This is a genomic window from Streptomyces sp. NPDC057939, from assembly GCF_042887545.1.
Lineage (GTDB): Bacteria > Actinomycetota > Actinomycetes > Streptomycetales > Streptomycetaceae > Streptomyces.
The window spans coordinates 109,065-131,709 of the sequence record NZ_JBHVPG010000003.1; the positions used below are offsets into that span (position 1 = coordinate 109,065).

Here is a 22,645-nt window from a genome sequence, read left to right on the forward strand (position 1 = left end):
GAGGTCGCAAGCGTCCACGTCCAGAAGCTCTTGGTCGATCCGGTCGGTGTCCGAGTGCCGACCCCTCGCCGAGGAGGAACAGCGGCGCCCCGCCAAGCCGCGGTCGGGGCAGCGGTCGCGGAAGGGGGAGTAGTCGGGCGCTTCCTGAGGTGATGGACCTTGTCGGGGTCCTTCGGTTTGCGTGATTTGCGCGGGTGCTCACAAGGGGTTTCAAGGCCAAGACTTCACCCGGTTGCTCCCTCGGTGGCTCGTTCTGGACTGATCAACAACGCCGCAGCTACGTAACGTTGTGCGCGCGGACGGACACACACCGTGCGCCTTCCGCTCGTACCTACGCCGATGCTTGGGGAGCCTTCGCACATGGCTGAGCAGAAATACCAGGTGGAACGCCGGGGAGTCTGGCAGACCTCGTTCATTTCCCGCGCCGACGAGGGGAAGAAGCCGGACGGCTCCGCGCCGCAGGACTTCTCCACGGACAAGCCGGAGTCCGGGCCCGTGGGCTGGTCTCCGCAGGATCTCCTGCGGACGGAGATCGGATACCCGCCGCGTCTGGTCGAGCACGGCGGCAGGGTGTACCTGATCCTCACCGGCGGCAACGAGCAGGTCGCGGTCGTGCGGTACTTCACGCCGGGCCGGCCGGGGTGGACCGACCTGGGCGCGGTACCCGGGGTGAAGAGCGTGCGTCCGCCGGCTCTCGTCTCCCACCAGGGCCATCTGCACGCCTTCCTCAAGGCGGTGAGCGACGGACAGGTCAACGAAGCGGTCCTGTCCCCCGCGGGCAAGTGGACGGTCCGGGCCGTCCAGCGGCCCAAGGGCGAGGGCACCACGGAGACGGTACCCCTGTCGAGCCCTGTGGTGCCGGGTGTCGCCGTCCACGCCGGTGAGATCCACATCGTGTGGAGCGAGGGCGTCTACGGCCTGCGGTACGCGACGGTCAAGGACGGCATCACCTCCACTCCGGTGCCGTTCCCGGGCGCGTGGACCACCGATGAGGAGGTCACCTCGAACGGCCCGGCGGAGTCGCCGTCGTCACGGCTGTCGCTGGTGTCGTACAAGAACGCCCTCCATCTGGTCTACACCGAGGGCGATCACCTCAAGCATTGGATCAACACCGATGGCGCCTGGGCGAAGGCTTCCGACAGCCCGGCCACCGGGACGGCCCAGTCCGCTCCCAGCACGGTGGAGTACGACGGCAAGCTCTACACCTTCTACAACGTGATCACCGAAGAGACCATCCGTTCCGAGGACGCCGTCGACGAACTGATCCGTTCCAAGGGCGGCCTCCACTTCCAGATCCGCCAGCACCTGTTCGGGCTGATCTCGCCGCGTCTGTCCGACATCGTCGCGGCCAAGGACGAGCCTCAGGTCCTGAGGCAGATCGCCAGCCACCTGGCCGAACCGTTGCGCGAGAGCCACAGCGACCGGGCCTGGAAGATCCTCGACGACGCCCTGAAGGGCAAGGACGTCCCGGAGACCTACACCCGGACGGTCGGCCGTATCGGGTACCAGGTCTACGACGGGACGTCGTGGTCGGGTGAGTTCGTCCTTCCGGTGACCTCCAGCCGACCGCCGACCCCCGTCGTCCACAAGGAGCCCGGTGACCCGACGCAGGGCCGTCTGCTGCTGGCATACACCGGGCCCGGCCTGTGGACGCCGCCCCCGCCGCCGCCCCCGGCACCGGTCGGTCCGGAACTCGCGCACCGCAAAGCGCGGCGAGAAGGCATGGTCGCGAAGGGCTTCGACGGCTACAGCAAGCTGAACCACACGCTCCAGGCACAGGTGTTCCACAATGCGGAGCGCAACGTGTTCCATGTGAAGGCGACCTGGTACGTGGACGCGTGGGCACTGAACTTCGCCGGGACCGCGTGGGGCGACAGCGGCCACGTCTCGGGGAAGATCAAAATCGCGCAGGCCTCCAGCCCGCACCGCCTGATCTCCGACTATCACTTCACCCGGGACATCTCGAACGGCAACGTCACCATCGAGGTGACGTGGGAGGTGCCTCCCGGCACATACGACCTGACCCTGTGCAACGTGAAGAAGAACGGCGGCTACCACTTCCCCTACAGCCACGACGACCCGCACCGGTACTCCTCGGTGGAAACCGGCTGGGAATCCGTAACGGTCGTCGTCGGGAAGTAGGCCCTGACTGCATCACCATGCGTGGCCCGCGACCCCGACCACCGGGGGCACGGGCCACGCACGCTTTGCCGAACACTGCCCCGCTCCGACATCGCCGACCGGCAGGCCACCTCCACCTGGGAACACCGACGGCTCCGACACCGGCAACGTGCCGGGGCCACAGGTTCGCCGACCGTGTTCGTTCGCCCGTCGGCCGCTGGATGCGTCAGCCGCTGTGCGCGTCGGCCGCCGCGGCTCATCCCTCCCGCGTTGACCGGCCGGCACGGCAGCGGGAGGATCAAGAGGGCCTGCCCAACATGACCACGATCGAGAGGCCCCCTCGGTGTCCCAGCGTGAATGGTTTCTCAGCGAACACGACTCCGGCTTCGAGGAAGCGGCCCGCGACGCCGGGGAGAACGGGGAGGAGCTCCTCGTCGTCCCCTACTTCGAGCCGACCTGGGAAGGCCCGCGCAAGGGAATGGGCGGTTGCATCACCGGCTTCGAGGCCCACTTCCCCATGGTCGACTGGCAGGAACTCAAGACCTGGCTCGATGCAGCCCGACTCGACGTGACCGAAGTCTGGTTCGCCCACATCTCCCAGAACGAGACCGGCCGGTTCGCCCTGGGCGCGCCCGATGCCCGCGCCCTACTGGTCCTCGCCGACGACGGCACCCTGCGGCTGAAGTCCGAAATCGCGAGCAAGGCCATGCCCTACCTGAGCAGCAGGACCCCCGCCCCGACGGCGACCGACCAGGACTGACCGCGACATCGACTCCTGACCATCCGCCGGCCCCCGGTCCCCGGTCCCGAGACAGAGTCTTCGACACTGGTCAGCGCGTTCCGGGCGAGGGGCTTGGCCCTGCGGATCACGCCGCGCCCGCGAGTCAGGCGGCCACGGCGACGGCTCCGCCTCGGCGGCCAGAACGTCGACCAGGTGGCGCGGTGCGTGCCCAGCGCGGGATCATCCGCGCTCACATGACACAGCACGGTGATCGCGTCGCCGTCCAGGAGCCGGCCCAGGCGGCCGATCCGCACGCTGTTGCCGACCTCGCGCAGGGCGGTACGGATCGTTGCTCCGTCCACGGCCTCCGCACCAGGCCCGCGGTGAACTCCAGCTCGCCAGCCGAAGGAATTCAGCGGCCCCGCTCGTACGCGGTGTTCAGTCGGGCGGCGGAGCCTGGACTGGGTTCAGTCTTATGAGTACGGTATGTACCACTTCATGTAGGGGTTGGAGTCCGAGAAGTTGCTGGTGTAGACGTCGCCCTTCATGTTGGAATCCAGGGCGCGCTTGTTCTGATGGTTGATCAGTGTGAACACGTCCTGCATCACGTAGTGCTGATCCCACCACTGCTGGGGGTCCTGCGAGTTGCAGGCTTTGGCCGTCACGCGGTCGCTTCCTGCTCCCCCGCCTGCGAGGCAGAGGTGGGTCTTGCTGCTCTGCAGCATCGTTCCGTTGCCGGTGGAGTGGAAGACCCAGCGCTGGTAGGGGTTGCTCGTGCCGCAGCCGTTGCTGTTCTTCTTGGTGTAGACGGATCCGGTGGTGTCGCCGTCGAGACACCAGGACGTCTGCCAGTTGGTGAGCCCACTGGTCATGCTCTGGGCAGCCGCCGGGGTCTGCATGGTCACGACGGTCATGCAGGCTGCGGCGAACAGGGCGCCGAGCGTGCCAGTCTTCTTCACCGAGATCTTCACTGTTACCTCCACTTGAGAATGCACTGCCCGCCGGGGCGGGAGTCCGGGGCCTCGCCGGGATGGTCCGGCGAGGCTGTGCGCGGACCGCGGGGTGAGCCCGGGGGTCGTAGCGCTGTGATGTGTTCGTAGGTCTGTCGTCAACCGGTGGCGTGTGGAGCCCTGTCGCGGTCGAACACGTCGACGGCATCGGTAGGAAATCGTTCGGATCAGGGCGGCTGTGGCGCCGGTGTCTCTCGGCCTGGCCCGAGCGAGGTCTGGTGCCGCAAGGCGGAGGAGAGCGACGCCGCGGGGCGTCGGCAAGCGATGACAACGCCGCGGATGCGCGTGCCGGACCACGCTCGACCCAGGGATGATCCGAACAACAGGTCCTGGGCGGAGGATTCCGGGGGCAGGTCCGGGCGGCCGTGCCCGCCGCCGGCGGATGTCATCCGCAACCGGTTCCGTGGTCAGCGGCTGCCGTGGAGCGCGAGGAAGGGAGTGAGCCGCGGCACGCCGCCGGTTCCGAGGCGGATCTGCGTGAAGTTGTCGTACGTGCGTCCGTCGATGTTCACAGGAGCGGTGGTTCCGCCGTTCACGGTTCGGTGGGCGACGCGGGACAGGGCCGACCACTGGGTCTGCAGACCGACCCCGAAGTTGCCGAGGTGGCTCGGGCGGTTCGGGTCGGTGTCGTCGTATCCCCTGTTGAGGGCGGCGGCGATGCGGTGTTCGATCCAGCCGAAACGGGCGGCTTCGGAGGTGGCACCGATGAGATAGGCCAACTCGCTGCGTGCGCCATGGCGATCCGCCGCGGTGAAGTTGTTCAGGAACTGCATGGTCATGTGCATGTTCGCGGCGGTGTAGCTGTAGTCGCGGCGATGCCCGTTGGGGTCCAAGCTGTCGTAGTTCCCCCTGTACCCGAGGCTCTGGAAGAGCGGCAGATGCTGAAGCTCCTGGCCGAACTGGACCTCGCTCGCCAACGGGAAGGCGGAGTTCGGGTCCTGCTCGAACATCCAGTGCTGACCACGGCTGGTGAAGCCGAGGAGGTACAGGTTGTCCACACTGAAGTACAGCTTCAGGTGGGACCTCGGCGCTCCGCCGTCCTCGTTGGTCCAGACACGGACCTCGATGACGCGGTTCGTGTTCGTCCGCGTCGGCGTGTCACGCATGTCGTCGCCGTTGGCCCCGGCCATCCGGTGGCCGGAGGCGGCACGGAGTTGCGCGATGAAGTCCCTGTACCGGACCGTACGGTCGGCGCCCATGGCGCCACCGTTGCCGGTGTCCAATCCGTGAACGTGCCAGTCGACCACGGTGTACCGCCGGGAGGTCTCCGCATGGGCTGGGGTGGCGCCCACGGTCACCAGGGTGCAGGTGGCCAGGAAGGCCAGGAACACAGTGCCCAGGCGTTTGCCCGCACGGCGTATGGCGCAGATCGGATTCATCGGTGGCGTCCCTGAGGTGATCGGCGCGGGCCACTCGCCGAGGCGAGGGCTCCACGAGAGTGAGAGTGGCGGCTTCGGGGACGCCGGTACTCCGGTTCCCCGCCCGCTCCTACAGCCAACCCCACGGAAGTCAGGCGTAACAGGAAAATTCGCCTGCAAAAGTAGGGTGCCGCGCACTTCTGCGGGTGGGGTTGCGGGTCCGGCGGGTCCTGTTGTTCAGGGGCATCCAAGTACGGGGACCGGTACACCGGCCACCGGCGGCTTCGACACTCCGCTGCACGGACTGCGCAGGAGTGCCGGGCTCAAGCAGGAGGAGCCGGCGCACGCCGCGGGGGTGAGCGTGCGGGCGCTCTCGTACATGGAACGCGGACGCTCCCGTGGGCCGCAGCACCGCACCGCGCAAGCCCGGGCGAACGAGCTGTTCCTGGACACCTACTACACCAGGGAGTTGGAGCGGCTCCCGATCCTGGACCGCCTCCGCCCCGCTCGCCGATGCGCCGGTGCGCCGGGCGGCAGGCGCCGGGCCGAACCCGTCCCGGGACACACCGCGTCCCACACGCTCGCTCCGCCCCGCGGCCTTCCCACCTTCACCGCCCGCGGCCCGTCTCTGGAACGGCTGCGGGTCCTGGCCGAAGACCGGACTCGTCCCTGGCGAGGTATCGCCATCCGCTACGGCAGAACTCCCAAGAGCTACCTTGCCGGACTCCATCTCCGCGCCTCTGCGAACCTCAGTAGCAAAGCACTACCAGGGGGCCGCGCCGACGCCGGTGAGCGCTGTTCGTATGCTCCGGGCATGAGGCTCTTTCGTTGGCGTCGCCGGAACGATGCAGGTCCGATGGCAGGGACCCCTTTCGCTCAAACCGCGGTCCTGTACCGGTCGGGGCGCTACGCCGAGGCCGAGGCTGAGGCACGCTCCGTGGCCGCGGGCCCGTTCCGGCCGCGCCACGCGCACTACGGGCCGCTCGCGATGGGCATCGCCGCGGTCGCGGTGGGCGCCCAAGGCCGTCATGCCGATGCCGTCGCCATGTTCGACGAGCTGTTGCCGGCCTTCGTCAGGGACTATGGCTCCGAGGACCGGTACACCCTGAAGGTGCGCTCGGACCGCGCGCAGGAACTGGCTGCTCTCGGCCGGTACGGCGAATGCGAGGCGGAGTGCGCGGCTGTCGCGCAGCTCGCGGACCGTGGCACGGGGCCGGATATGCAGTTCATAGCGGCGGGCGCCCGTAACGGGCAGGTCAACGCCCTCGCTGCTCTGGGCCGCCATGTGGAGGCCGAGGTACTGGTGCGTCTGGTGCTTGCCACCCATTTCGAACCCGACCTGCTCAGGTTGGTCCTGCGGATTGCTCTGGCCGGTAGCCTCAGTGGCCAGGGCCGCCATGCGGAGGCCCTGGCCGAGGTGCAGCGCGCCGAGGAAATGCGTCGCAGTTTGTCCGAGGGGGATTACCGGCCGGCGACCGGCACGATCGATCTGGCCGCGGCGACTGCTCTTTTCGGGCTTGGCCGTGGTGCCGAGGCCCAACCGCGGGCCGCGGCCGCGTACGACGTCTGCCTGGCGGTCTTCGGCCCGGACCACCATCGCACCTGCAAGGCCAAGGCACTCCTCGACCGTATCAACGGGGCTTGAGCAGGCGGGTCACGGCGGTATACAGCGCACCGCACCCCTGCCGTCAGCCGGCCCTCGACGAAGTTCAGGGTGCCGGCCTCCGCCGCGATGGCTCCCTCGCCGGCCAGGAGCGTTTCCTCGGCATCCGCACAGGTCAGCTCCCCCGCACTGGTTGAGAGGACTACCCAGGGGAACCGCCGGCAGGTTGCCGTTACCAGCGCCGGTGCCCGACGTGGTCACGCCGTGCACCGGTGTGCCGTGGTCGTTGGTGCAGCTGGTCCCGACGCGGGTGAGTGAAAGTCGCCGATCCCAGCCGCCGCGGCCAGCGCCGCGGCCAGGCGACCACCGGTCGCAGCGACCGGCATCAGGGACTCCATCAGCCGGAGGGGGCCATCAAGCGGATCGCGGGCTTTTCGTCCAGATCGACCGCGGCCGCAGCCTGGGCGGTGGTCAGGTCGGCCCGGGTGCCGCAGGCAGCCCCATACCCGACCCTCTCGGCGGTGACCTCCAACCGGTTGCCCGCACGCGCCGCGGGAGTGGGGGACGTCCGAACACCACCACCACACTCCACCAGCAACGCGCCGCCTATGTCGGGAACAACGACAAGGACACCTCAACCCTGCGCCGCGCCGACAACACCACCCAGCACGACTACAAGACCTGCTGACCAACCCGCACCGGCCCGGCCCCGCCCGGCCCGGGCCCGTGCAGGGGGTCCGGCGACGTCGCCAATCCCGAACGCGGGCTGCCTTTGCGCGCATGGCACGACGCGGACGGGCCGTAGGCGACCTACCGCCGACGACGACGGGACGGATGTCCAGGTACTGCTCGGACCCGCGGAGTTCTCCCGAAGCCCGGGGACAATGGGCATCTGTTGCACGTCGCGCGGGAGGAGCCGTGAGCCCGTCCGGGTCCGGTCCGGCCGATCCGGGTTGTGGGGAAGATCGGGCTCATGATGTGCATCAGAAGGGGCCGTGCCTCGTAGAACACCTGCCTCGCTTCGGCCGCGGGAATGCGGCTGTAGGAGGCCTTGGGTGCGGTATCGCGATGTCCCGGGTCTGTCGGGAGCGGCGAATGCCGCTGTCCGTGTGCTCGAACGGGAGCGATTGTCGCCGGGCATCGTGGCGGTGGCGCTGAGCGTGTGGTCCCTGCGCGTCCACGGCACGCGGCGCCGGTGGAGACGGTGGGAAGCGGAGTTCACCTGCCTGTGCTGCGGCGAGGGTTGGGCCCGGGACAAGCTGGAGGATGCGCTGCTCATGCTGCCGCCGAGGGCCGCCGGCGAACTCCGGACGCAGGTGGAGCGCCTGGACGTGGTACTCCTCGGGCGAACGCACCACGAGCCGACAGCAGACCCGGATCTGGCGTGGTGGCATCGCAGGTGCTGACCGTACCGATGTCGCCCGCTGGTTCAGCACGCATACCCGTACCTGCGGCAGCGTCACCGTCGCGGCAACCGTCATCCGGCTCCGGACATGATCGGCGGGACCAAGCCCAGGGGTTCGGTGGGGTCCCGTGTCCGGCGCTCAACCGTCCCGACCGCCCTACAGTTGGTCCCCCAGGTGGGGTGGTTCCGGAGGATGCATTCCGCCACCGTCCTTGAAGTCCTTGTCACAGGTGCGTCGGTCGTCGGACTGGTCATTGGGGATGAACAACACTTCGGCAACCTGATCAGGTTGCTCGACGGCGATCCAGGCGTCACCCGTGAGGGGATCTTCGGCCGGCCCGAACGCCTGGGACGAGTGAACCGTCCGACATCCCAACGCCACACGTTCCTTGTCGACCGCGCAGGCGTCCACGGTGCTGTTGGAATATTGGTCTGCGCCGTCGAAACGGAACCGGAAGTGGACCTTGTCGCCTTCGGAGGGGACCTGCGGGTGGGCCTCGAGGCGCCAGTCGACGACCACGGCGGTGACGCCGAGTGGCCGCTCATGCGTGTTCACAACCTGCACGCTGACACCGGCATGACCGCGCTCCGCCGTCGTGTCGGTGCATCCCCAGGAAGAGCAACCGGACAGCGCGAGAATCACCAGAGCCAGCGAAGGAACGGCGGATATCCGTGCAGGTGACACTGAGATGGCCTCCGGTCGGGGTGGGGCGGGGCAGTCTATCCCGGGGCCTGGCAGCCACGGTGATGGGCCGCTCGGGGTATCAGCCGCAGTGGCTCCCCTGTGGTTCCGCAGAACCCACCTGTTCCAGGCGGCGGATTTCCCGTTCTGCCGCTTCCAGATGCCCGAGGTCCAGGGCCATCGCGGCACGCCCGGCGACGTAGAAGACGTCCTGGCGGGTCCGACAATCCAACCCTGGTTGGCAACACAGGGCCAGGAACCGTACTTCGAGACTGAGCTCGATGCCGACCATCTCCTCCCGCACGAGGACCGGGAGTTCGGCGTACCGGAGATCCTTGGCGTAGTCACGCGTCTGCCGATCGGCCTCGTCGGGCCGGGCTTCCACAGGGCGATAGGGGTGATCCGCCCACTCCGTGTCAGCCCACCGAACGAGTTCGTCCACGTACCCCGAGGCGATATCCAAATCCGGGGGCGAGGCGGAGAGGGCCTTGTCCGCGCCGGCAACCAGCCGGGCGAGCCGGATTCGCGCATCGTCGTTCCCCGCCTCGCACATCGCGATGAAGCCCGACAACACGTCGATTCGGCGCGATGCCTCCGCTCTCTGCCAGATTTCGTACAGTCCCGCCATCCACCGTGTCCTCCCCGTCGACCGCATCTCCGCGCCCGAACCCTACGACGCGCACCCGTCAGCGGGTCCAACGGTTTACCTCACTCAGCGAACGAAGCTCATGCCGGTCGGACGGCTTCGGCGTCAGCGAAACGTAGGGTTGGCGCGCCAAGACAGCCTGGTGGGAATGGAGAAGCGTGCGGTCCGAGGAACATGTGGGGTGGGAGCGGGACTTCCCGGTCCGGTATCTCCTGGTGCGGGAGGACACCGACGGTGAGGAGGAGGGCGTGCTGTGGGGGCGGTGCGCCGAAATCGAGGGTCTGTTCATGGACGCGCCTCCACTGCCTCGAGAGATCCTGACGCTGCGCGGCTGCCCGCGCGAGAGCCCACTGGTCCAGGCCGTGACGGACAGGGCCGAACCGGTACGGCTGCTGGGGAACGGAACGCTCTCGATCGAGCCTGTGGATCCCTCCGCCGACGGGCCGGCCCGCTTCTGGGACCTGGAGGACACGACTGTCCTGGCCCAGTGGCCCACGCCTGCCGATCCCGGACTCTGGGACATCGTCGTGGGCACCGGCGTCAGGGAGGACGACTCCTGGGGCACCAAGCGGCTTCCTTCGAGTCCGCGGTTCGACCTGTGGTTCCCCTCGATCCAGGGGGACAGCGCATCGGACAGTTGCCGTTCCATTGACGGCCTGTTCACCCGGCGTCCGCAACGACCCACCCAGCCCGTGCATCTGATCGGCTGCGAACCCGCCGCACCGCTACTGGCCCTGCTGTGTCGTCTCCTTCCGCAGGAGGGCGCCCCGATCACGCTCCGGCCCCTCGACCACCACGGCCGGACGATGACCGGGTACCGCCTTGACCTGGACACCGTCGAGGCACGCCCATCCGTCCTTGGCGGAGCCCTGATCGACGTCACCGTCACCGACCCCGGGGATGACCGCCCCACCCTGGCCGCCCGCGCTGTCTGGGAGATCTGGTCCGACGGTGTCCCCACGCAGCCCAACCAGTGGGCTCAGTTCGACGCCGAGGGCCGGTCCGAGTGGCTGGCCCTCACCCGCGTCGGCCCGTACGGGGTGCAGGGCCTCTCCGGTGGGACGTACCACCTGGACGGACAGCACGTCACCGACAGGAACGGCTTGCTCCTGGCGCTCGGCGAAGCCCTGCTCGGCCCTGGCGCCAACTACGGCCGATGCCTGGACTCGGTGGAGGACTGCCTGTGCGGCGGGTTTTCCGTCGTCCCCCCGTTCACCCTCGTCTGGCACCACGCTGCCATCGCGCGCCACGCCCTCGCCGGACATGTCCTGGCCCACCGCGGCGGCCTGTCCTACTTCGAGGAGACCGTGAACCTCCTGCGCGAGAAGAGCGTCACCGTCGTGCTCCGGTGACGGAGGGGCCACCGACAATCCCAGACCCCTTGAAGACAGCCTCTGACCTGGACAAGGAAGGGAGTGGAGGACGACCAAGCCATCGGAATCCGGTCGTATAGTCTCCCGGTGCCCTGCTCGTGCTACGGGCTTCGAGGTAGGCGGTCCGGTCGGCGGCGCAGCGGCGCCATTGCCGGGCAGTGGGGGGTTGCAGGCCGGCCGAGCCTGGACGCGAGGATCGCGGGCGGCAGGTGCTCGGCGAGCTGAACCAACGCGGTGGTGGGGCTTGGGCGGATGGAGATGTGGTGGACGGCCGGGCGCCGGGACAGGGCGCTGAGGCGTCGTCTCATTTGGCCAGTCTGCTTGGCTCCTCGAGCCCAACTCTGCCCCGATCGACAGGGTTCGGCCCCGTCGGATCCCCCTTTTCAAAGCCCTCGTGTTCACCGAGTCGATCGCGCAGCGGGACCGGTCGAGCTCGCCGCGGGCCCCGGGTTCGTCGAGGACCAGGGGGTGCAGCTTGGTTCATACCCGGGCCTTGCTCCACTCGGAGAACCGTCGGTGGGCCGTCGCCCCGGACGGGGCCGAACGATGCCGTGGGCAGCTGCTTCCAGGTACAACCCGACGTCGCGGCGAACTCGATCGCGGCCGGTACTTCACGGTCACCATGCCGACGCCGCCCACCGCCTTGGGGCCGCGACGGCGCCTCCGGCACCACCCGTCCGAACAGCAGCCACAACTCGTCCGCGCTGGGCTGAACAGCTGGGCGGGCGCGTTTGACCTGTGACAGCGAACCGGGACTGATCGCCATCAACGATGGACCAACCTCATTGCGTGACAGCGAAGATACGCCGCCGCGGGTCTGGAGCGCAGAGCCCGTTCGCAGCACGGTCGGCTCACGTTTCGGCGCCCCTCTGCGAGCCGATGCCCCCTGGCATGTGATCTTGACCGATTACCGGATGGAATTATCCGACATGGTCGAACGCCTGTCGGTACGGTGAGTCCGTGAACGACGTGTCAGAGAACGTGGACCACGAGATCCTGAGCGACCGGATCATCCACGCGATCAAGGCGTACCGGGACGCGTCAGGCTGCACGATCCACGAAGCGATGGATTTCGTTGAGGAGCGTCGGGCGGAGCTTCACCGACACCGGCCGAGCATCTGACCTGTCAGCGCCCCCGACCTGATCGAACTCTGGCAACCGGTCAGAACCACCTGTCGGAAGACAGCCGGCGGCCGGCCCGGATACGTCCGCCGTTCGTCAGCCGGCCGTCCCGACGAGCACCTCCATCCCGTTGACCCCGCGGCGGTCCATCTTCGGTGACGCGAACAGCCGTCAGCCGACGTCGCCGGCAAACGGTCCGTCTTCGCTGTTACAGGTCAGCCTTACGGTCGCTGGTCCGCGCGGGCGACCGGCGGGGACAGTGGTGAAGCTCCGCGAGCGCATCGGCGGAAGGGTCGGCGGGTGGTCCCTCAGGAGCCGGATCCGATTCGGCGAGGGGTCCGGTCGGACGCGCATTCTGATCCGGGCCCCGGTCCCGCTTCCCGCCGGTCGGGCGGTCGCGGCCCCGGACCGGCGTTCCGTTGTTCCGGTGCGCTCAGTGGGCGGTCAGCGAGTAGGCCGGCAATGGCGTGTTGCCGGACTCCTTCGCCAGGGACCGAAGCACATCCGCCTGGCTCAGTACCAGGTCTCGTACCGTTTTCGGCAGCTCGGTCATCCGATCGACGTCGTCGAGCAGTGCCGCGCAGGCTTCCACCTCCCAGTCGCCGTCCTGCAGGGCGGTTGTGTCCACGGCCCGTATGGGGGCGGGGTGCCAGCCTGTTGCCGGGAGGATCCGGACCAGGCCTTCCTGCGAGAACGGCGTGCGTACGTTGCCTTCGCCCCGAGAGCCGCTCGCCTCCACCTGCCCCTGGATCAGGACGGCCAGGAGGTGGGGCAGCTGGTCGGCCGAGCGGGGTGCGAGGTCCCACTCGGCGAAGCACAGGTTCCGGGCCCAACGGCGAACCCGGGCGAGGGTCTCCCGCAGCGGGTCCAGGGAGGCGAAGTACCAGGAGCAGTGGGCGAGGACCACGTAGTCGAACCCGCTGTCGGGGAAGGTGACCGCCTCGTCGAGGACGTCCAGTCCGAAGCGGAAGTCGATGCGGGAGCCCAGCGGCGATGCTTCGAGGTGCTTCGCCGACTGCCCCAGGGTGACTGGGGCGCCGTACGACGGGTCCGCGATGTCGACGGCGACCACCCGGCCGTGTGGGCCGACGGCCTCGGCAAGGACGGCCGTCATGTCGCCCTGTCCGCAGCCGACCTCCAGTACCGACGCGCCGGCCGGAATGTCCCAGCCGGAGACGAGTGCGGTCCTGTAGCGGGTCTGGGACAGCTGGATACCCCGGCTCATGGCGCCGGCTGCCATGGAGGCGGCGATCGAGGGTGCCTTCGCCATCAGATCGGTCTGGTTCACAGGATCCTCCGTCGTGCTCATCGGGTGCCGTGCCTGTCGATGCCGCTGGTCTGCCCGACGGGCTGCGGGCACCGCCCACGACATCGGCACAGCCGTGGCAGACGCCCGCGGTGGCCGCGGAGGCGAGATCGACTTCCCTGAGTTCACCATCATCGCCAACAAGTTCAAGGCCGGGGACCACCGGATCCCGATCGAAGCCGACACATCGAGCCGTACAACGCGTGACCACGACATGAGCAGGGGGGCGGGCTTTCGCAGCACGTACCGCCGCACCTGCCGCCGCACCTGCCGCCGCCTTCCGTGACACCGACGTCGTCTGCCTGGATGTCCCTTGGGGGGGGCTTGACCGGCAGGTTCGGGAACAGTTTCGCGGCCTCGTGCTCCGCGCGGATCTCTCTGTCGGTACGGGTGTCGCCGGTGGTATCGGCCATGGACGCGCCCCCCTCGACTGCGGTCCGCCCGGTCGCTTCATCTTCGGCGCCGAAGGCCCATTCGGATGTGCCTGCCGGTACTCCTGCCCTCGGTCGGCCAGAAGCCCCCCGACACGGGAACGGGCACGGTGGGGGGATGGACATCGGGGAGCTGATCCGTGAACTGCGGTCCGCGCACGGCTGGTCGCAGGGCGGCTCTGCGTCGAGATCAACCGGGCCACCCACATTGCGACGCTGACGCGGGAGTACGCGGCCCGGTGGAACGCGGCAAACGCGCCCCCGGCCCCGCCCCGCCTTCGCGGCCCTCTCCAGCTTCCTCGCGATGGCCCCTTGGCCCGCACGGACCCGCACGGTGGCCTCGGCCCCCGGGGGCTGTGTACCTGCCGGCCGGAGTGCGGGTGGCGGTGCAATGTGGCCCGGGTTGGTCGGTCCAGACGTCGGAGGCTGTCGGACTTGGCCGGCGACGACCGATGAGTTCCTTCACGATCCGCAGTCATAGGACGTGGAAGGTGCACACTGCGGCCACAGGAGCCGTCGTAGCGTGGACCAGCCGAACCCGTTGAGAGCCCAACACCGGACACCAGACACCAAGGAACCCAGATGCGTACCCTGATCAGCACCGCCTTCGTATCTCTCGACGGCGTCATGGAAGCGCCGGGCGGCGAGCCCGGATACCGGAACTCCGGGTGGACCTTCAAGGACGTCGAGTTCCTTCCCGAGGCCTACGAGATCAAAGGCCGCGAGCAGGAGGAAGCCGGCGCGCTCCTGCTGGGCCGCACCAGCTACCAGGCCTTCAGCCAGGTGTGGCCCGACATCGAGGACTTCGCCGACTACAAGGTGATGCCGAAGTACGTCGTCTCCACCACCCTCGCCGAGGGCGACCTGGTGACGAACTGGGGCGAGACGACGATCCTGCGCACCCTCGACGAGGTCGCCGCCCTGAAGGAGACCGAGGGCGGCCCGATCATCGTCCACGGCAGCGCCACCCTGAACCACGCGCTCTCGGACGCAGGCCTGATCGACAGGTACCACCTGATCGTCTTCCCGCTGCTGCTCGGCGCGGGCAAGCGGCTCTTCAGCACCACCGACAAGGACACCCAGAAGCTGAAGCTCGTCGAGCACGAGGCCTACGCCAACGGCCTGCAGAAGAACGTCCTCGACGTCGTCCGCTGACAAGTACCCCACACTCGCCGAGCACGCAGGGAACCGCCCGACGCGTCACTGCGGGACGGCGATCTTTCCCCCCGGACCGACAGGGACTTCACCACCTGCCGGGGCGGGGCCGGGAAGTCGCTGCGGGCGCGGCGCCAGGCTGCTGCGGTTGCGCGGACTTCGTCCTGGGGGCGGCCCCGAGCGGTGCGCAGCCCGGTGGGAGTTCGCCGTCGGCGTCCAAGACCCCGAGCGGGGTCGTGGCCCGCGTACGCAGCCTGGGGCAGGAGGTGTCGCTCGGGCCCGATCACGCAGGTCCGGACGACCGACGTCTTGGCAGCCCGGAGGGGTTGACGTTCCGCATCCGGGCCGGGGCCCCGTGAAGCCGTGGGTGTGGGCCGCCTGCCGGGTGGTCAGCGGGAGGCGGGCTGCCGTGCTTCGGGTCGGCCGTCGCACGTTCGTCCCCCGGGTCCTCCGGTCGCAGGACATACGGGGTGAATCTACGTGGTGGGCTGGTGGGTGGCGGGTGTCCGCCCGTCCCGTGTGGCACGGCTTCTGCCGTGTACGGGGGCCGGTCGTGTCCCGCCGTGTCAGCCCCCGGTCGTCCGTCCCGTAGGAGTTCCGATGAACCGGTACCGCCGCCTCGCCCTGCACGCCCTCTGCCTGCCGATCGCCGTCCTCCTGGCGCTCGGATACGTCGCCACCACCTCCGCCTGGGCCGGAGCACGGCCCCCGTCCCCCTGCCGCGACGGCCAGGTGACGGTGAGTGCCGGTCGGCCCGACCCCGGCGCGGGGCAGCTCAGCGTCCCGCTCCGTTTCAGTGGCTCCACCGGCGCGGCGTGCAGCCTGTACGGATATCCCGGCGTGAGCGCGGTCGACGCGCACGGGCGGCAGGTCGGGGCGCCCGCGCAGCGGAACGGGCAGCAGCCCGTCAATGTGGTCATCGCCCCGGGCGTGACGGGGGCGGCGACCGTGACGACGGCCGACGGCACGACCGGGGGCGGGCGCTGCCGGCCGGTCGCCGCCGGTCTGCGCGTCTACCCGCCCGGGCTCCACCGTTCCCAGTACGTGCCCGTGCCGCTGCGGGTCTGCGGCGGTGAGTTCGGCGTCGGCCCGGTGACGGCGACACCCGCCCGCTGACGACGGCCGCCGTGGCCCCGGGCGCAACCGTGCCCCGGTCGTTCGACGGGCCCGTACGAGGGTCCGTGCCCGAGGTGGCCGAGCCGGCAGCGAGGCTCCGTTCGGGAACGGGATGCCGCGGGTCGGCGCCGTCGGACGTTCACCCCCGGTGTCCACCAATGGGACGACCTGCGTGTGGTGCGGCCCTCCCTAGCCTGGTGACGACGGTGCACGGTCACGCCGCAACACCGGCAGCGTGCCTCGTATCCCGAGCCACCGCACCGCCGAACCGCCGAATCCCCGATCCCCCGATCCCCCCGATCCCCGTCAACCGGAAAGAGGAGCCATGACCCACAGCACCCGAACCAGCAACCTGTCCGACCTCGGTTTCCGCCCCGTCCCCGTGGCCGCCACGCAGCGGCCGGCGCTGCTGTGTCAGCCCTGTGCGCGCGTGTCCTTCGTCCGCCGCGCCCCGGGCACGGCGGACGTGAAGGGCGACGGCCGGTCCTGACCGCCCCGGCGAGGGTCCGGCACCTGCCCGGTCCTGCGGCGACTCCACCGGATGCCCCTGGGCGGTGGGTCGCCGCAGCGTCGTACGGCTGCTGTGACTGCGGCTTGGCTGCGCCGTGGGAGCGAACGAGCCACCGCGAGCAGAGCAGCCACTACTCACCCGGCAGCAGGACGGACCGACCCGTGGGCTTCCGCCGCAGTTCCGAGGCCTGTCCGAGTAGCCGCTACTCACGCGGCGGGCCTGCTCAGCGGCGAGGCTGAGCTCCGGATCCGGCCATGGCTGGCGCCCCGTACCGCATCCCGGCGGGCGGGGTGGTCGGCCGGTCGGGATGCGAGTGAGGAGCAGGAGCATGCCAGGCAGTACGCGGCCGGACCGGCCGTGGCCGCTGGTCGGGCGTCAACCCCAACTGGAAACGGGCGAGTCGGCCATGGACGCGGGCCCCGGGTGCGGTCTGGTGGTCTTCGGGGCCGTCGGGGTGGGCAAGTCCCGTCTCGCCGGGGAGTTCCTGGAGCGGGCCCGCGCCCGTGGTTACGCCGTGGCCCGGGCACAGGCCACCGTCGCTGCCGCGGCCGTCCCGCTCGGCGCCCTCGCCCACCTCGTACCCCCGTACCTGGACCGCGACGACCTGCTCTCCGCGGTCCAGCAGACCGCCGCCCATCTGCGCACGCTGGCCACGCCCACCGGCCTGGCCCTGTTCGTCGACGACCTGCACCTGCTCGACCAGGCTTCCGCGCTGCTCCTGCGACGCCTGATGGACGTCGACGCCGTGCTGCTCCTGGCCACCGCGCGCACCGGACACCCGGGGACGGCCCTCGCGGCCGGGTTCGTGGACGACAAGGTGTTCCGCGTGGACATCGAGGTGCTGGGCCAGGAGGAGACCGTACGTCTGCTCAGCACGGTGCTGGAGCGTCCCGTGGGCCGCCGAACCGCCCGCCGGTTCCACACCCTGAGCGGCGGCAACCCCCTCTACCTGCGCGAGCTCGTGCGCAGTGCCCGCGCGTCCGGCGTCCTGGTCCACGACGGCGAAGTGTGGGAACTCGACGACGACCACACCTTCTCCCCCCACCTGGAGGAGCTGATCGGGGCCCGCCTCGCCCAGGCAGCGGCGGACACCCGCACGGCGCTGGACCTCCTGGCCCTGTGCGAACCCCTGCCCCTGCACCACCTCGCGGCCGTTGCCCCTCACGCGGGCCTCGACGCCCTGGAGCTGAGCGGCCTCGTGACCGTCACCAGGGACGGGCGCCGGGCCTCGGCCCGCCTGGCCCATCCCCTGTACGGGGAGACGATCCGTTCCCGTCTCACCACCTTCCGCGAGCGGGCACTCCTGCTGTTCCACGCCGACCTGGTCGAGGGCCTCGGGGCACGCCGCCGGGAGGATCCGCTCCAGGTCGCGCTCGCGCGGCTGGAGGCGACCGGGCGGGTCGGCGATCCGGGCCTGCTCGGCGAGGCGGCGCGCAGGGCGGCCCTGACCGGGGACCACCTGCGGGCCCTGGAGCTCATCGAGGCGATCCCGCCCGAGGAACGGTCCTTCGAGCGGTGGATGCTGTATGGACGCACCCTGTACGAAGCGGGTCGCTTCACGGAGGCGGAGACGGCTCTGGGGATCGCCGTCGGGTCGGCCTCGGATCCGCGCCACAGGCTGGAGGCGATCACCGCTCGCGTGCACAACCTGGTCTGGGGGCTGGGCCGCGGCCTCGACGCGGCGTGGTCGGTCGTGGAGGGGGACTGGCACTCCGGATCGGACGAGCCCCTGCCCGTGGTCCTGCGGGTGCTGCGCATCACCGTCGCCGCCGCCACCCACGAGTGGGAAGCCGCCCTCCGTTTCTGCCGCGAGTTCGTCGAGGCCAACGGGTCCGCCGCGTTCGCCGGCTTGGGCGCGGGCGCGGATGCAGGGGCGGATTCAGGGGCGGGGGCGGGGGCGGGCGCGGGTCCGGATGCAAGGGCGAATGCGGGCGCAGACGCAGGCACGGATACGGGGGATGGCGGCGCGCAGCCCCCGGAGGTCGCGCAGCCCCCGGAGGTCGCGCGGCCCCCGGAGGTCGCGGGCGTCGCCGGAACCGCGGACGCCGTCGCACCGGACGCCGTCGCCCGGGACTTCGCCTTCCGGGTGGGACTGGCCGAAGCGGTCTCGTCGGCCTACACGGGGCGGGGGGCCGCGGCCCTGGAGCGGATGCGCGGGTTGGAGGCGTACGAGGTACCGGCTACGGCTTCCGCCATTTCACGGACCACGCTGGAACTGGCCCGCACCTCGATCTCCGCGGTGGTGCTGACGGAGTACGGACTGCTGGACGACGCCCTGGCGCTCGACGCGGCCCCCGCCGACTGGGACCACTCCGACGCGCGGATGCTCCAGGTGACGCTCGGCCGCACCGCCCTCCTGGCCGGTGACCTCGCCAGGGCGCGGCAGTTGTTCGCCGAGGCGATCCGGGCCTCGCGACCGCACAGTGCCTACACACTGCCGGAGGCCCTCAGCCTGCTCGCGGCGACCGCCGCCCAGCAGGGGGACGTGGAGGGCGCGGAACGTGCTCTGGCCGAACGGGCGGCCCTGCCCGTCGCTGAGAGCATGCCGGAGGAACGCCTGGGGCCGGCATGGGCACTGGCCGCGGCGGGACGGTTGGGCGACGCCTGCCGGATGTTGCTCCGGGCCGCGCAGGAGGCCCGCGTGCTCGGCCACGCGCACTCCGAGGCGATCATGCTGCTGGACGTGGCCCGGCTCGGCGGCGGGCAGTGGGCGGCGGACCGGCTGGACGGGCTGGCCAAGACCTGCGAGGGGCCCTTCCACCGGGCGCGCGCCGCCGTGGCGCGGGCCTGGGCGGAGGAGGACCCCGACGGGCTGGTGCGCGCCGCGGAGCTCCTGGTCGGCGTCGGTGCGCGGTTGGTTGCGGCGGAGGCGCTGCTGACGGCCGGCGCCCTGTGGCGCCGGCGGGGTCGGCACCGCTCGGCCCAGGCCCTGGAGGTCCGGGCCGCGGGGCTGTTGGACCGCTGTCCGGGGGCGCGGACGCCTGCGCTGCGGATGCCCGCGGGTGCGGCGGCGGCGTTGACGCCCCGGGAGGCCGAGATCGCGTTCATGGCGCTCCGGGGACTGCCGAGCCGGGAGATCGCGGAGGTGCTGCACCTGTCCACCCGTACCGTGGACAACCATTTGCAGCGGGTCTACACCAAGACGGGCATCACCGGACGCGCCCAGCTCGGTGCCGCGTTGGGCGGGGTGGGCCCGGGCGGGCCGGCCGCCGCCACCCGGTGAGCCGCGGCGAGCAGTCTCTCAGGGGGTCGGCGCACCGGGCCTGACTAGTCCGTCACTCATCCGGCCGCGGTCCGCGCCCGGCTTGCGGCGGTGGCGAATGAGCAGTTGTTGCTCACTCCCGGCCCGTGCACGCGGGTGACGCTTCATCCACACCTCACCACTCCGCCACTCCGCCCACACCACCTTCCTCCCCGGCTTCGCCTCTTCGCCTCTTCGCTCTTTTCGGCTCCCGGACTCCCGGGCTCTTCGGCTCCCGGGCTCCCGGGCTCCGAGCGGGAGGCCGCGCGTCATCTCGCCGAAGGAGAAACCGAGTTGCCAGGTCTTTACGCCCACATGGACGTCGCCCGCAAGGCCTTGTCCGATCTCCGGAGCAACAAGGGGGCCGCGTCGCTGATCGCCTCGGGCGGCCCCTCCGCCGCGGGACCGAACAGGGGAGCAGGTTCCCAACCATCCCTCCGGGCTCGTCCCGTCCCCCGACGGACGGCACCTGTACGTCGCCAACCGCGGCAGCAACACCATCGCGGTCTTCGCCGTCGGCCGGGACGGCGGGCACCTCGCGCTCGGCGCCCCCCCCCCGGATGCGGGGGCGACTGGCCGCGTCACCTGGCGATCGACGCGACCGGGCGATGGCTCTACGTGGCCAACCAGCGTTCGGGCGAGCTCGTGTGCTTCGCCCTGGACCCGCGGACGGGCCTTCCCGTCCGCGAGGCCCACCGGCTGGCGTTCCCCTCGGTGTCCCACGTCCTGATCGTCCGACCCCTCGCGAGCCGCGCCGTGCGCACTTGAGCAGCCGTTGCTCTCCTGCGGGGCCGGTGGCCTCCCTAGCCTCCGAGCACATCCGTCGGCAGCGACCGCCGACGAACGGAACCGACCAGTACAAGGAACGTCGTGCAACCTTCACACACCCATGCGACATGCACGGTCCCGGGCTTCCGCCCGTTGGAGCACCTGGGACACGGTGCCGGTGGAACGGTCATCCGCGCCCTGCACCTGGAGACGGGGCAGCAGGTCGCCATCAAATACCTGAGCGACAGCGTCCGCGACGACCCGCACCACCGCTCGTCGTTCCGCGACGAGGCGGTGCTCCTGGCCACCCTGCGCAGTCCGTACGTGGCGCGCCTGTTCCAGTACGTCCAGGAGCCCGACGGCTCGGCGATCGTGATGGAACTCGTGACGGGCGTCCCCCTGCGCTCCCTCCTGGGGCAGGAGGGACGGCTGTCGGGCGAATCGGCGCTGCTCGTGCTCAAGGGTTCCCTGCTCGGCCTGTCCGCGGCGCACCGCGCCGGAGTCGTGCACCGCGACTACAAGCCGGGAAACGTGATCGTCACCCCCGAGGGCCGGTCCAAGCTGATCGACTTCGGCATCGCCGTACCGACCGGCACCGGGGTCGGCGCCGCCGGTACGCCGGCCTACATGGCGCCGGAGCAGTGGACCGGCGGCGCCGTCGGGCCGGCCGCGGACGTCTACGCGGCAACGGCCACCTTCTTCGAGTGCGTCACCGGAGAACGCCCTTACCACGCGGCAACGTTGCTGGAACTCGCCGTCCAGCACAACACGGCTGCCATCCCCTACGAGAGGGCGCCCGCGTTCGCGCACGACCTGATCCTCAGGGGGCTCGCGAAGGACCCCGGGGAGCGCCCCCAGGACATGGAGCGCTTCCTGGAGTCGCTGGAGGCGGCCGCGCGGGGGCGGTTCGGCACGGACTGGGAGGAGCGGGGACGCCGTAGCCTGGCGGCCCTGGTGGCATCCCTCCTGACCGTCGGCCATGGAGTCCCGGACTCCGCCGGTGGGCCCTCCGACGCGGCCCACACCCGTCTCCCCGGCCTGCCCCGGCATCGCAAGCCCTCGGCCGCCCGCTCGGCCGTCACCCTGCGCGGCGGTCGGATGGCCGCGGTGGTGGCGGCCCTGGCCGGCATCGCCTCGTACGGGGTCTTCGCCACGCAGGGTTCGGCGAACCGGGCGACGGAGGCGGCCGCGGCCCTCCCCGACCTGCCCGGGCCGGACCAGCCGGGCGAGCCGCGCGCCGACCCGGCGACTCCGACGCCCGCCCCGACGCCCGCACCGGTGTCCGTCCCGACGCCCGCACCGGTGTCCGTCCCGGTGTCCGCCCCGACCCCCGACCCGATACCCAGCCCGACGGCCGCGCCGATACCGGCCCCGGTACAGACCCTGCTACCGGCCCTGATACCTGCCTCTACGACCGCGCGGCCCGCCGCCCCGCAGGCCCCGGCCGTCGCGGCGGAACCGCCGGTTCGGACGCGGTCGGCGCCGGCCGCGGTGCCCGCCCCGCCGGCCGCCGTCCATCGACCCGAGCCGGCGGTACCGGGCCCGGTGGTTCCCGAGCCCGTGGTCCCCCAGCCCGTGGTGTCGGAACCCGTGGTCCCCCAGCCCGTGGTGTCGGAGCCCGCGATCCCCCAGCCCGTGGTGTCGGAGCCCGCGATCCCGCGGCCCGTGGACACCGGCCCGGCGGTCGTCGCGCCGACGCGGGTCGTGCGGATGGACATCGGCCGGTTGGAAGTGCGGGACGGCCGGGTGACCGCCCCCGTCTCCGTCGTCACCGACGGCACGGGGCCCGTGACCCTGTCCGTGCGGTGGTCGTCCTCGTACGGGTTCGCGACGGACGCGAAACTCGAACCGGACGGGCCGGTGGAGACGTTCGTCCTTGAGGGACGGACCGCCTACACCATCCGCCCCGTCCACACCTTCGATCTCTTCTGCCATGCCACCCGTTGGAACGTCGAGGTCTCCTTCGACACCGGGTCCGAACGGCCTTCCCTCCGCAGGGACACCCCCGCCCAGTGCATCGAGACCCCTCGATGAGTGGCGCCGGCCCGTCACCCGGCCCGCCGGAGTGGGAGGGCC

17 protein-coding genes and 3 pseudogenes are annotated in these 22,645 nt (G+C 70.6%); 13 read left to right on the plus strand and 7 right to left on the minus strand.

All coding sequences use genetic code 11. The features are described 5' to 3' along the window. Positions 1–360 precede the first annotated feature (360 nt). Entirely contained in the window at positions 361–2,142 is a 1,782-nt protein-coding gene (locus ACFVS6_RS04855; RefSeq protein WP_389700669.1) for a hypothetical protein, read from the plus strand. A gap of 322 nt (positions 2,143–2,464) precedes the next feature. Further along, complete coding sequence (locus ACFVS6_RS04860; protein ID WP_389700671.1) at positions 2,465–2,881, plus strand: hypothetical protein; 417 nt, start codon at positions 2,465–2,467, stop codon at positions 2,879–2,881. Between the two features lie 434 nt (positions 2,882–3,315). Here ACFVS6_RS04860 and ACFVS6_RS04865 read toward each other — a convergent pair whose 3' ends face one another. Both ACFVS6_RS04865 and ACFVS6_RS04870 read right to left on the minus strand, forming a co-directional pair. Beyond that, positions 3,316–3,801: an RICIN domain-containing protein gene (locus ACFVS6_RS04865; protein WP_389700672.1), complete on the minus strand. Its 486-nt coding sequence runs from the start codon at positions 3,799–3,801 to the stop codon at positions 3,316–3,318. 458 nt (positions 3,802–4,259) lie between these two features. Continuing rightward, positions 4,260–5,231, minus strand: a complete 972-nt coding sequence (locus ACFVS6_RS04870; RefSeq protein WP_389700674.1) for a ribosome-inactivating family protein — start codon at positions 5,229–5,231, stop codon at positions 4,260–4,262. A 793-nt stretch (positions 5,232–6,024) separates the two neighbouring features. Here ACFVS6_RS04870 and ACFVS6_RS04875 point away from each other — a divergent pair. Then, positions 6,025–6,855 carry a tetratricopeptide repeat protein gene (locus ACFVS6_RS04875; protein ID WP_389701128.1) on the plus strand — a complete coding sequence of 277 codons (831 nt, stop codon included), beginning with the start codon at positions 6,025–6,027 and terminating at the stop codon, positions 6,853–6,855. A 1,067-nt stretch (positions 6,856–7,922) separates the two neighbouring features. Beyond that, positions 7,923–8,219 carry a hypothetical protein gene (locus tag ACFVS6_RS04880; protein ID WP_389700676.1) on the plus strand — a complete coding sequence of 99 codons (297 nt, stop codon included), beginning with the start codon at positions 7,923–7,925 and terminating at the stop codon, positions 8,217–8,219. A 156-nt stretch (positions 8,220–8,375) separates the two neighbouring features. On the opposite strand, the gene ACFVS6_RS04885 is transcribed toward ACFVS6_RS04880, so the two are convergent. Together ACFVS6_RS04885 and ACFVS6_RS04890 are read right to left on the minus strand one after the other, a co-directional pair. After that, positions 8,376–8,861 carry a hypothetical protein gene (locus ACFVS6_RS04885; protein ID WP_389700678.1) on the minus strand — a complete coding sequence of 162 codons (486 nt, stop codon included), beginning with the start codon at positions 8,859–8,861 and terminating at the stop codon, positions 8,376–8,378. A 121-nt stretch (positions 8,862–8,982) separates the two neighbouring features. Next, on the minus strand, positions 8,983–9,528 hold the full coding sequence (locus ACFVS6_RS04890; RefSeq protein WP_389700680.1) for a hypothetical protein: 546 nt from the start codon (positions 9,526–9,528) through the stop codon (positions 8,983–8,985). 176 nt (positions 9,529–9,704) lie between these two features. Here ACFVS6_RS04890 and ACFVS6_RS04895 point away from each other — a divergent pair, with 176 nt between their 5' ends. Beyond that, the gene (locus ACFVS6_RS04895) at positions 9,705–10,898 is read left to right on the plus strand and encodes a barstar family protein (RefSeq protein WP_389700681.1); all 1,194 of its coding nucleotides are present in this window, start codon (positions 9,705–9,707) and stop codon (positions 10,896–10,898) included. 122 nt (positions 10,899–11,020) lie between these two features. Here the strand turns inward: ACFVS6_RS04895 and ACFVS6_RS04900 are convergent, their stop codons facing one another. Together ACFVS6_RS04900 and ACFVS6_RS04905 are read right to left on the minus strand one after the other, a co-directional pair. After that, positions 11,021–11,227 carry a hypothetical protein gene (locus tag ACFVS6_RS04900; RefSeq protein WP_389700683.1) on the minus strand — a complete coding sequence of 69 codons (207 nt, stop codon included), beginning with the start codon at positions 11,225–11,227 and terminating at the stop codon, positions 11,021–11,023. Between the two features lie 26 nt (positions 11,228–11,253). Beyond that, positions 11,254–11,664, minus strand: a pseudogene (locus ACFVS6_RS04905) (transposase); the annotation flags it as partial. A 215-nt stretch (positions 11,665–11,879) separates the two neighbouring features. Here ACFVS6_RS04905 and ACFVS6_RS04910 point away from each other — a divergent pair. After that, complete coding sequence (locus tag ACFVS6_RS04910; protein WP_389700685.1) at positions 11,880–12,041, plus strand: hypothetical protein; 162 nt, start codon at positions 11,880–11,882, stop codon at positions 12,039–12,041. A gap of 433 nt (positions 12,042–12,474) precedes the next feature. On the opposite strand, the gene ACFVS6_RS04915 is transcribed toward ACFVS6_RS04910, so the two are convergent. After that, a complete protein-coding gene (locus ACFVS6_RS04915) occupies positions 12,475–13,329 on the minus strand; it encodes a class I SAM-dependent methyltransferase (protein ID WP_389700687.1) in 855 nt (284 codons plus the stop codon). Positions 13,330–14,360: 1,031 nt separating this feature from the next. Between ACFVS6_RS04915 and ACFVS6_RS04920 the strand changes: the two genes are divergently transcribed. From ACFVS6_RS04920 to ACFVS6_RS04950, 7 genes and pseudogenes are all read left to right on the plus strand, one after another. Then, the gene (locus tag ACFVS6_RS04920) at positions 14,361–14,933 is read left to right on the plus strand and encodes a dihydrofolate reductase family protein (RefSeq protein ID WP_389700689.1); all 573 of its coding nucleotides are present in this window, start codon (positions 14,361–14,363) and stop codon (positions 14,931–14,933) included. A gap of 600 nt (positions 14,934–15,533) precedes the next feature. Then, positions 15,534–16,049, plus strand: a complete 516-nt coding sequence (locus ACFVS6_RS04925) for a DUF4232 domain-containing protein (protein ID WP_389700691.1) — start codon at positions 15,534–15,536, stop codon at positions 16,047–16,049. A gap of 325 nt (positions 16,050–16,374) precedes the next feature. Beyond that, positions 16,375–16,539 (plus strand): hypothetical protein, encoded by a 165-nt coding sequence (locus ACFVS6_RS04930; protein WP_389700693.1) that lies wholly within the window; start codon positions 16,375–16,377, stop codon positions 16,537–16,539. A 349-nt stretch (positions 16,540–16,888) separates the two neighbouring features. After that, on the plus strand, positions 16,889–19,783 hold the full coding sequence (locus ACFVS6_RS04935) for a LuxR C-terminal-related transcriptional regulator (RefSeq protein WP_389700694.1): 2,895 nt from the start codon (positions 16,889–16,891) through the stop codon (positions 19,781–19,783). Between the two features lie 442 nt (positions 19,784–20,225). After that, positions 20,226–20,336 (plus strand): annotated as a pseudogene (locus ACFVS6_RS04940) (beta-propeller fold lactonase family protein); the annotation flags it as partial. A 38-nt stretch (positions 20,337–20,374) separates the two neighbouring features. Further along, positions 20,375–20,569: pseudogene (locus ACFVS6_RS04945) on the plus strand (beta-propeller fold lactonase family protein); the annotation flags it as partial. Between the two features lie 102 nt (positions 20,570–20,671). Beyond that, on the plus strand, positions 20,672–22,603 hold the full coding sequence (locus ACFVS6_RS04950; RefSeq protein WP_389700696.1) for a protein kinase: 1,932 nt from the start codon (positions 20,672–20,674) through the stop codon (positions 22,601–22,603). The last annotated feature ends 42 nt before the right edge of the window (positions 22,604–22,645 follow it).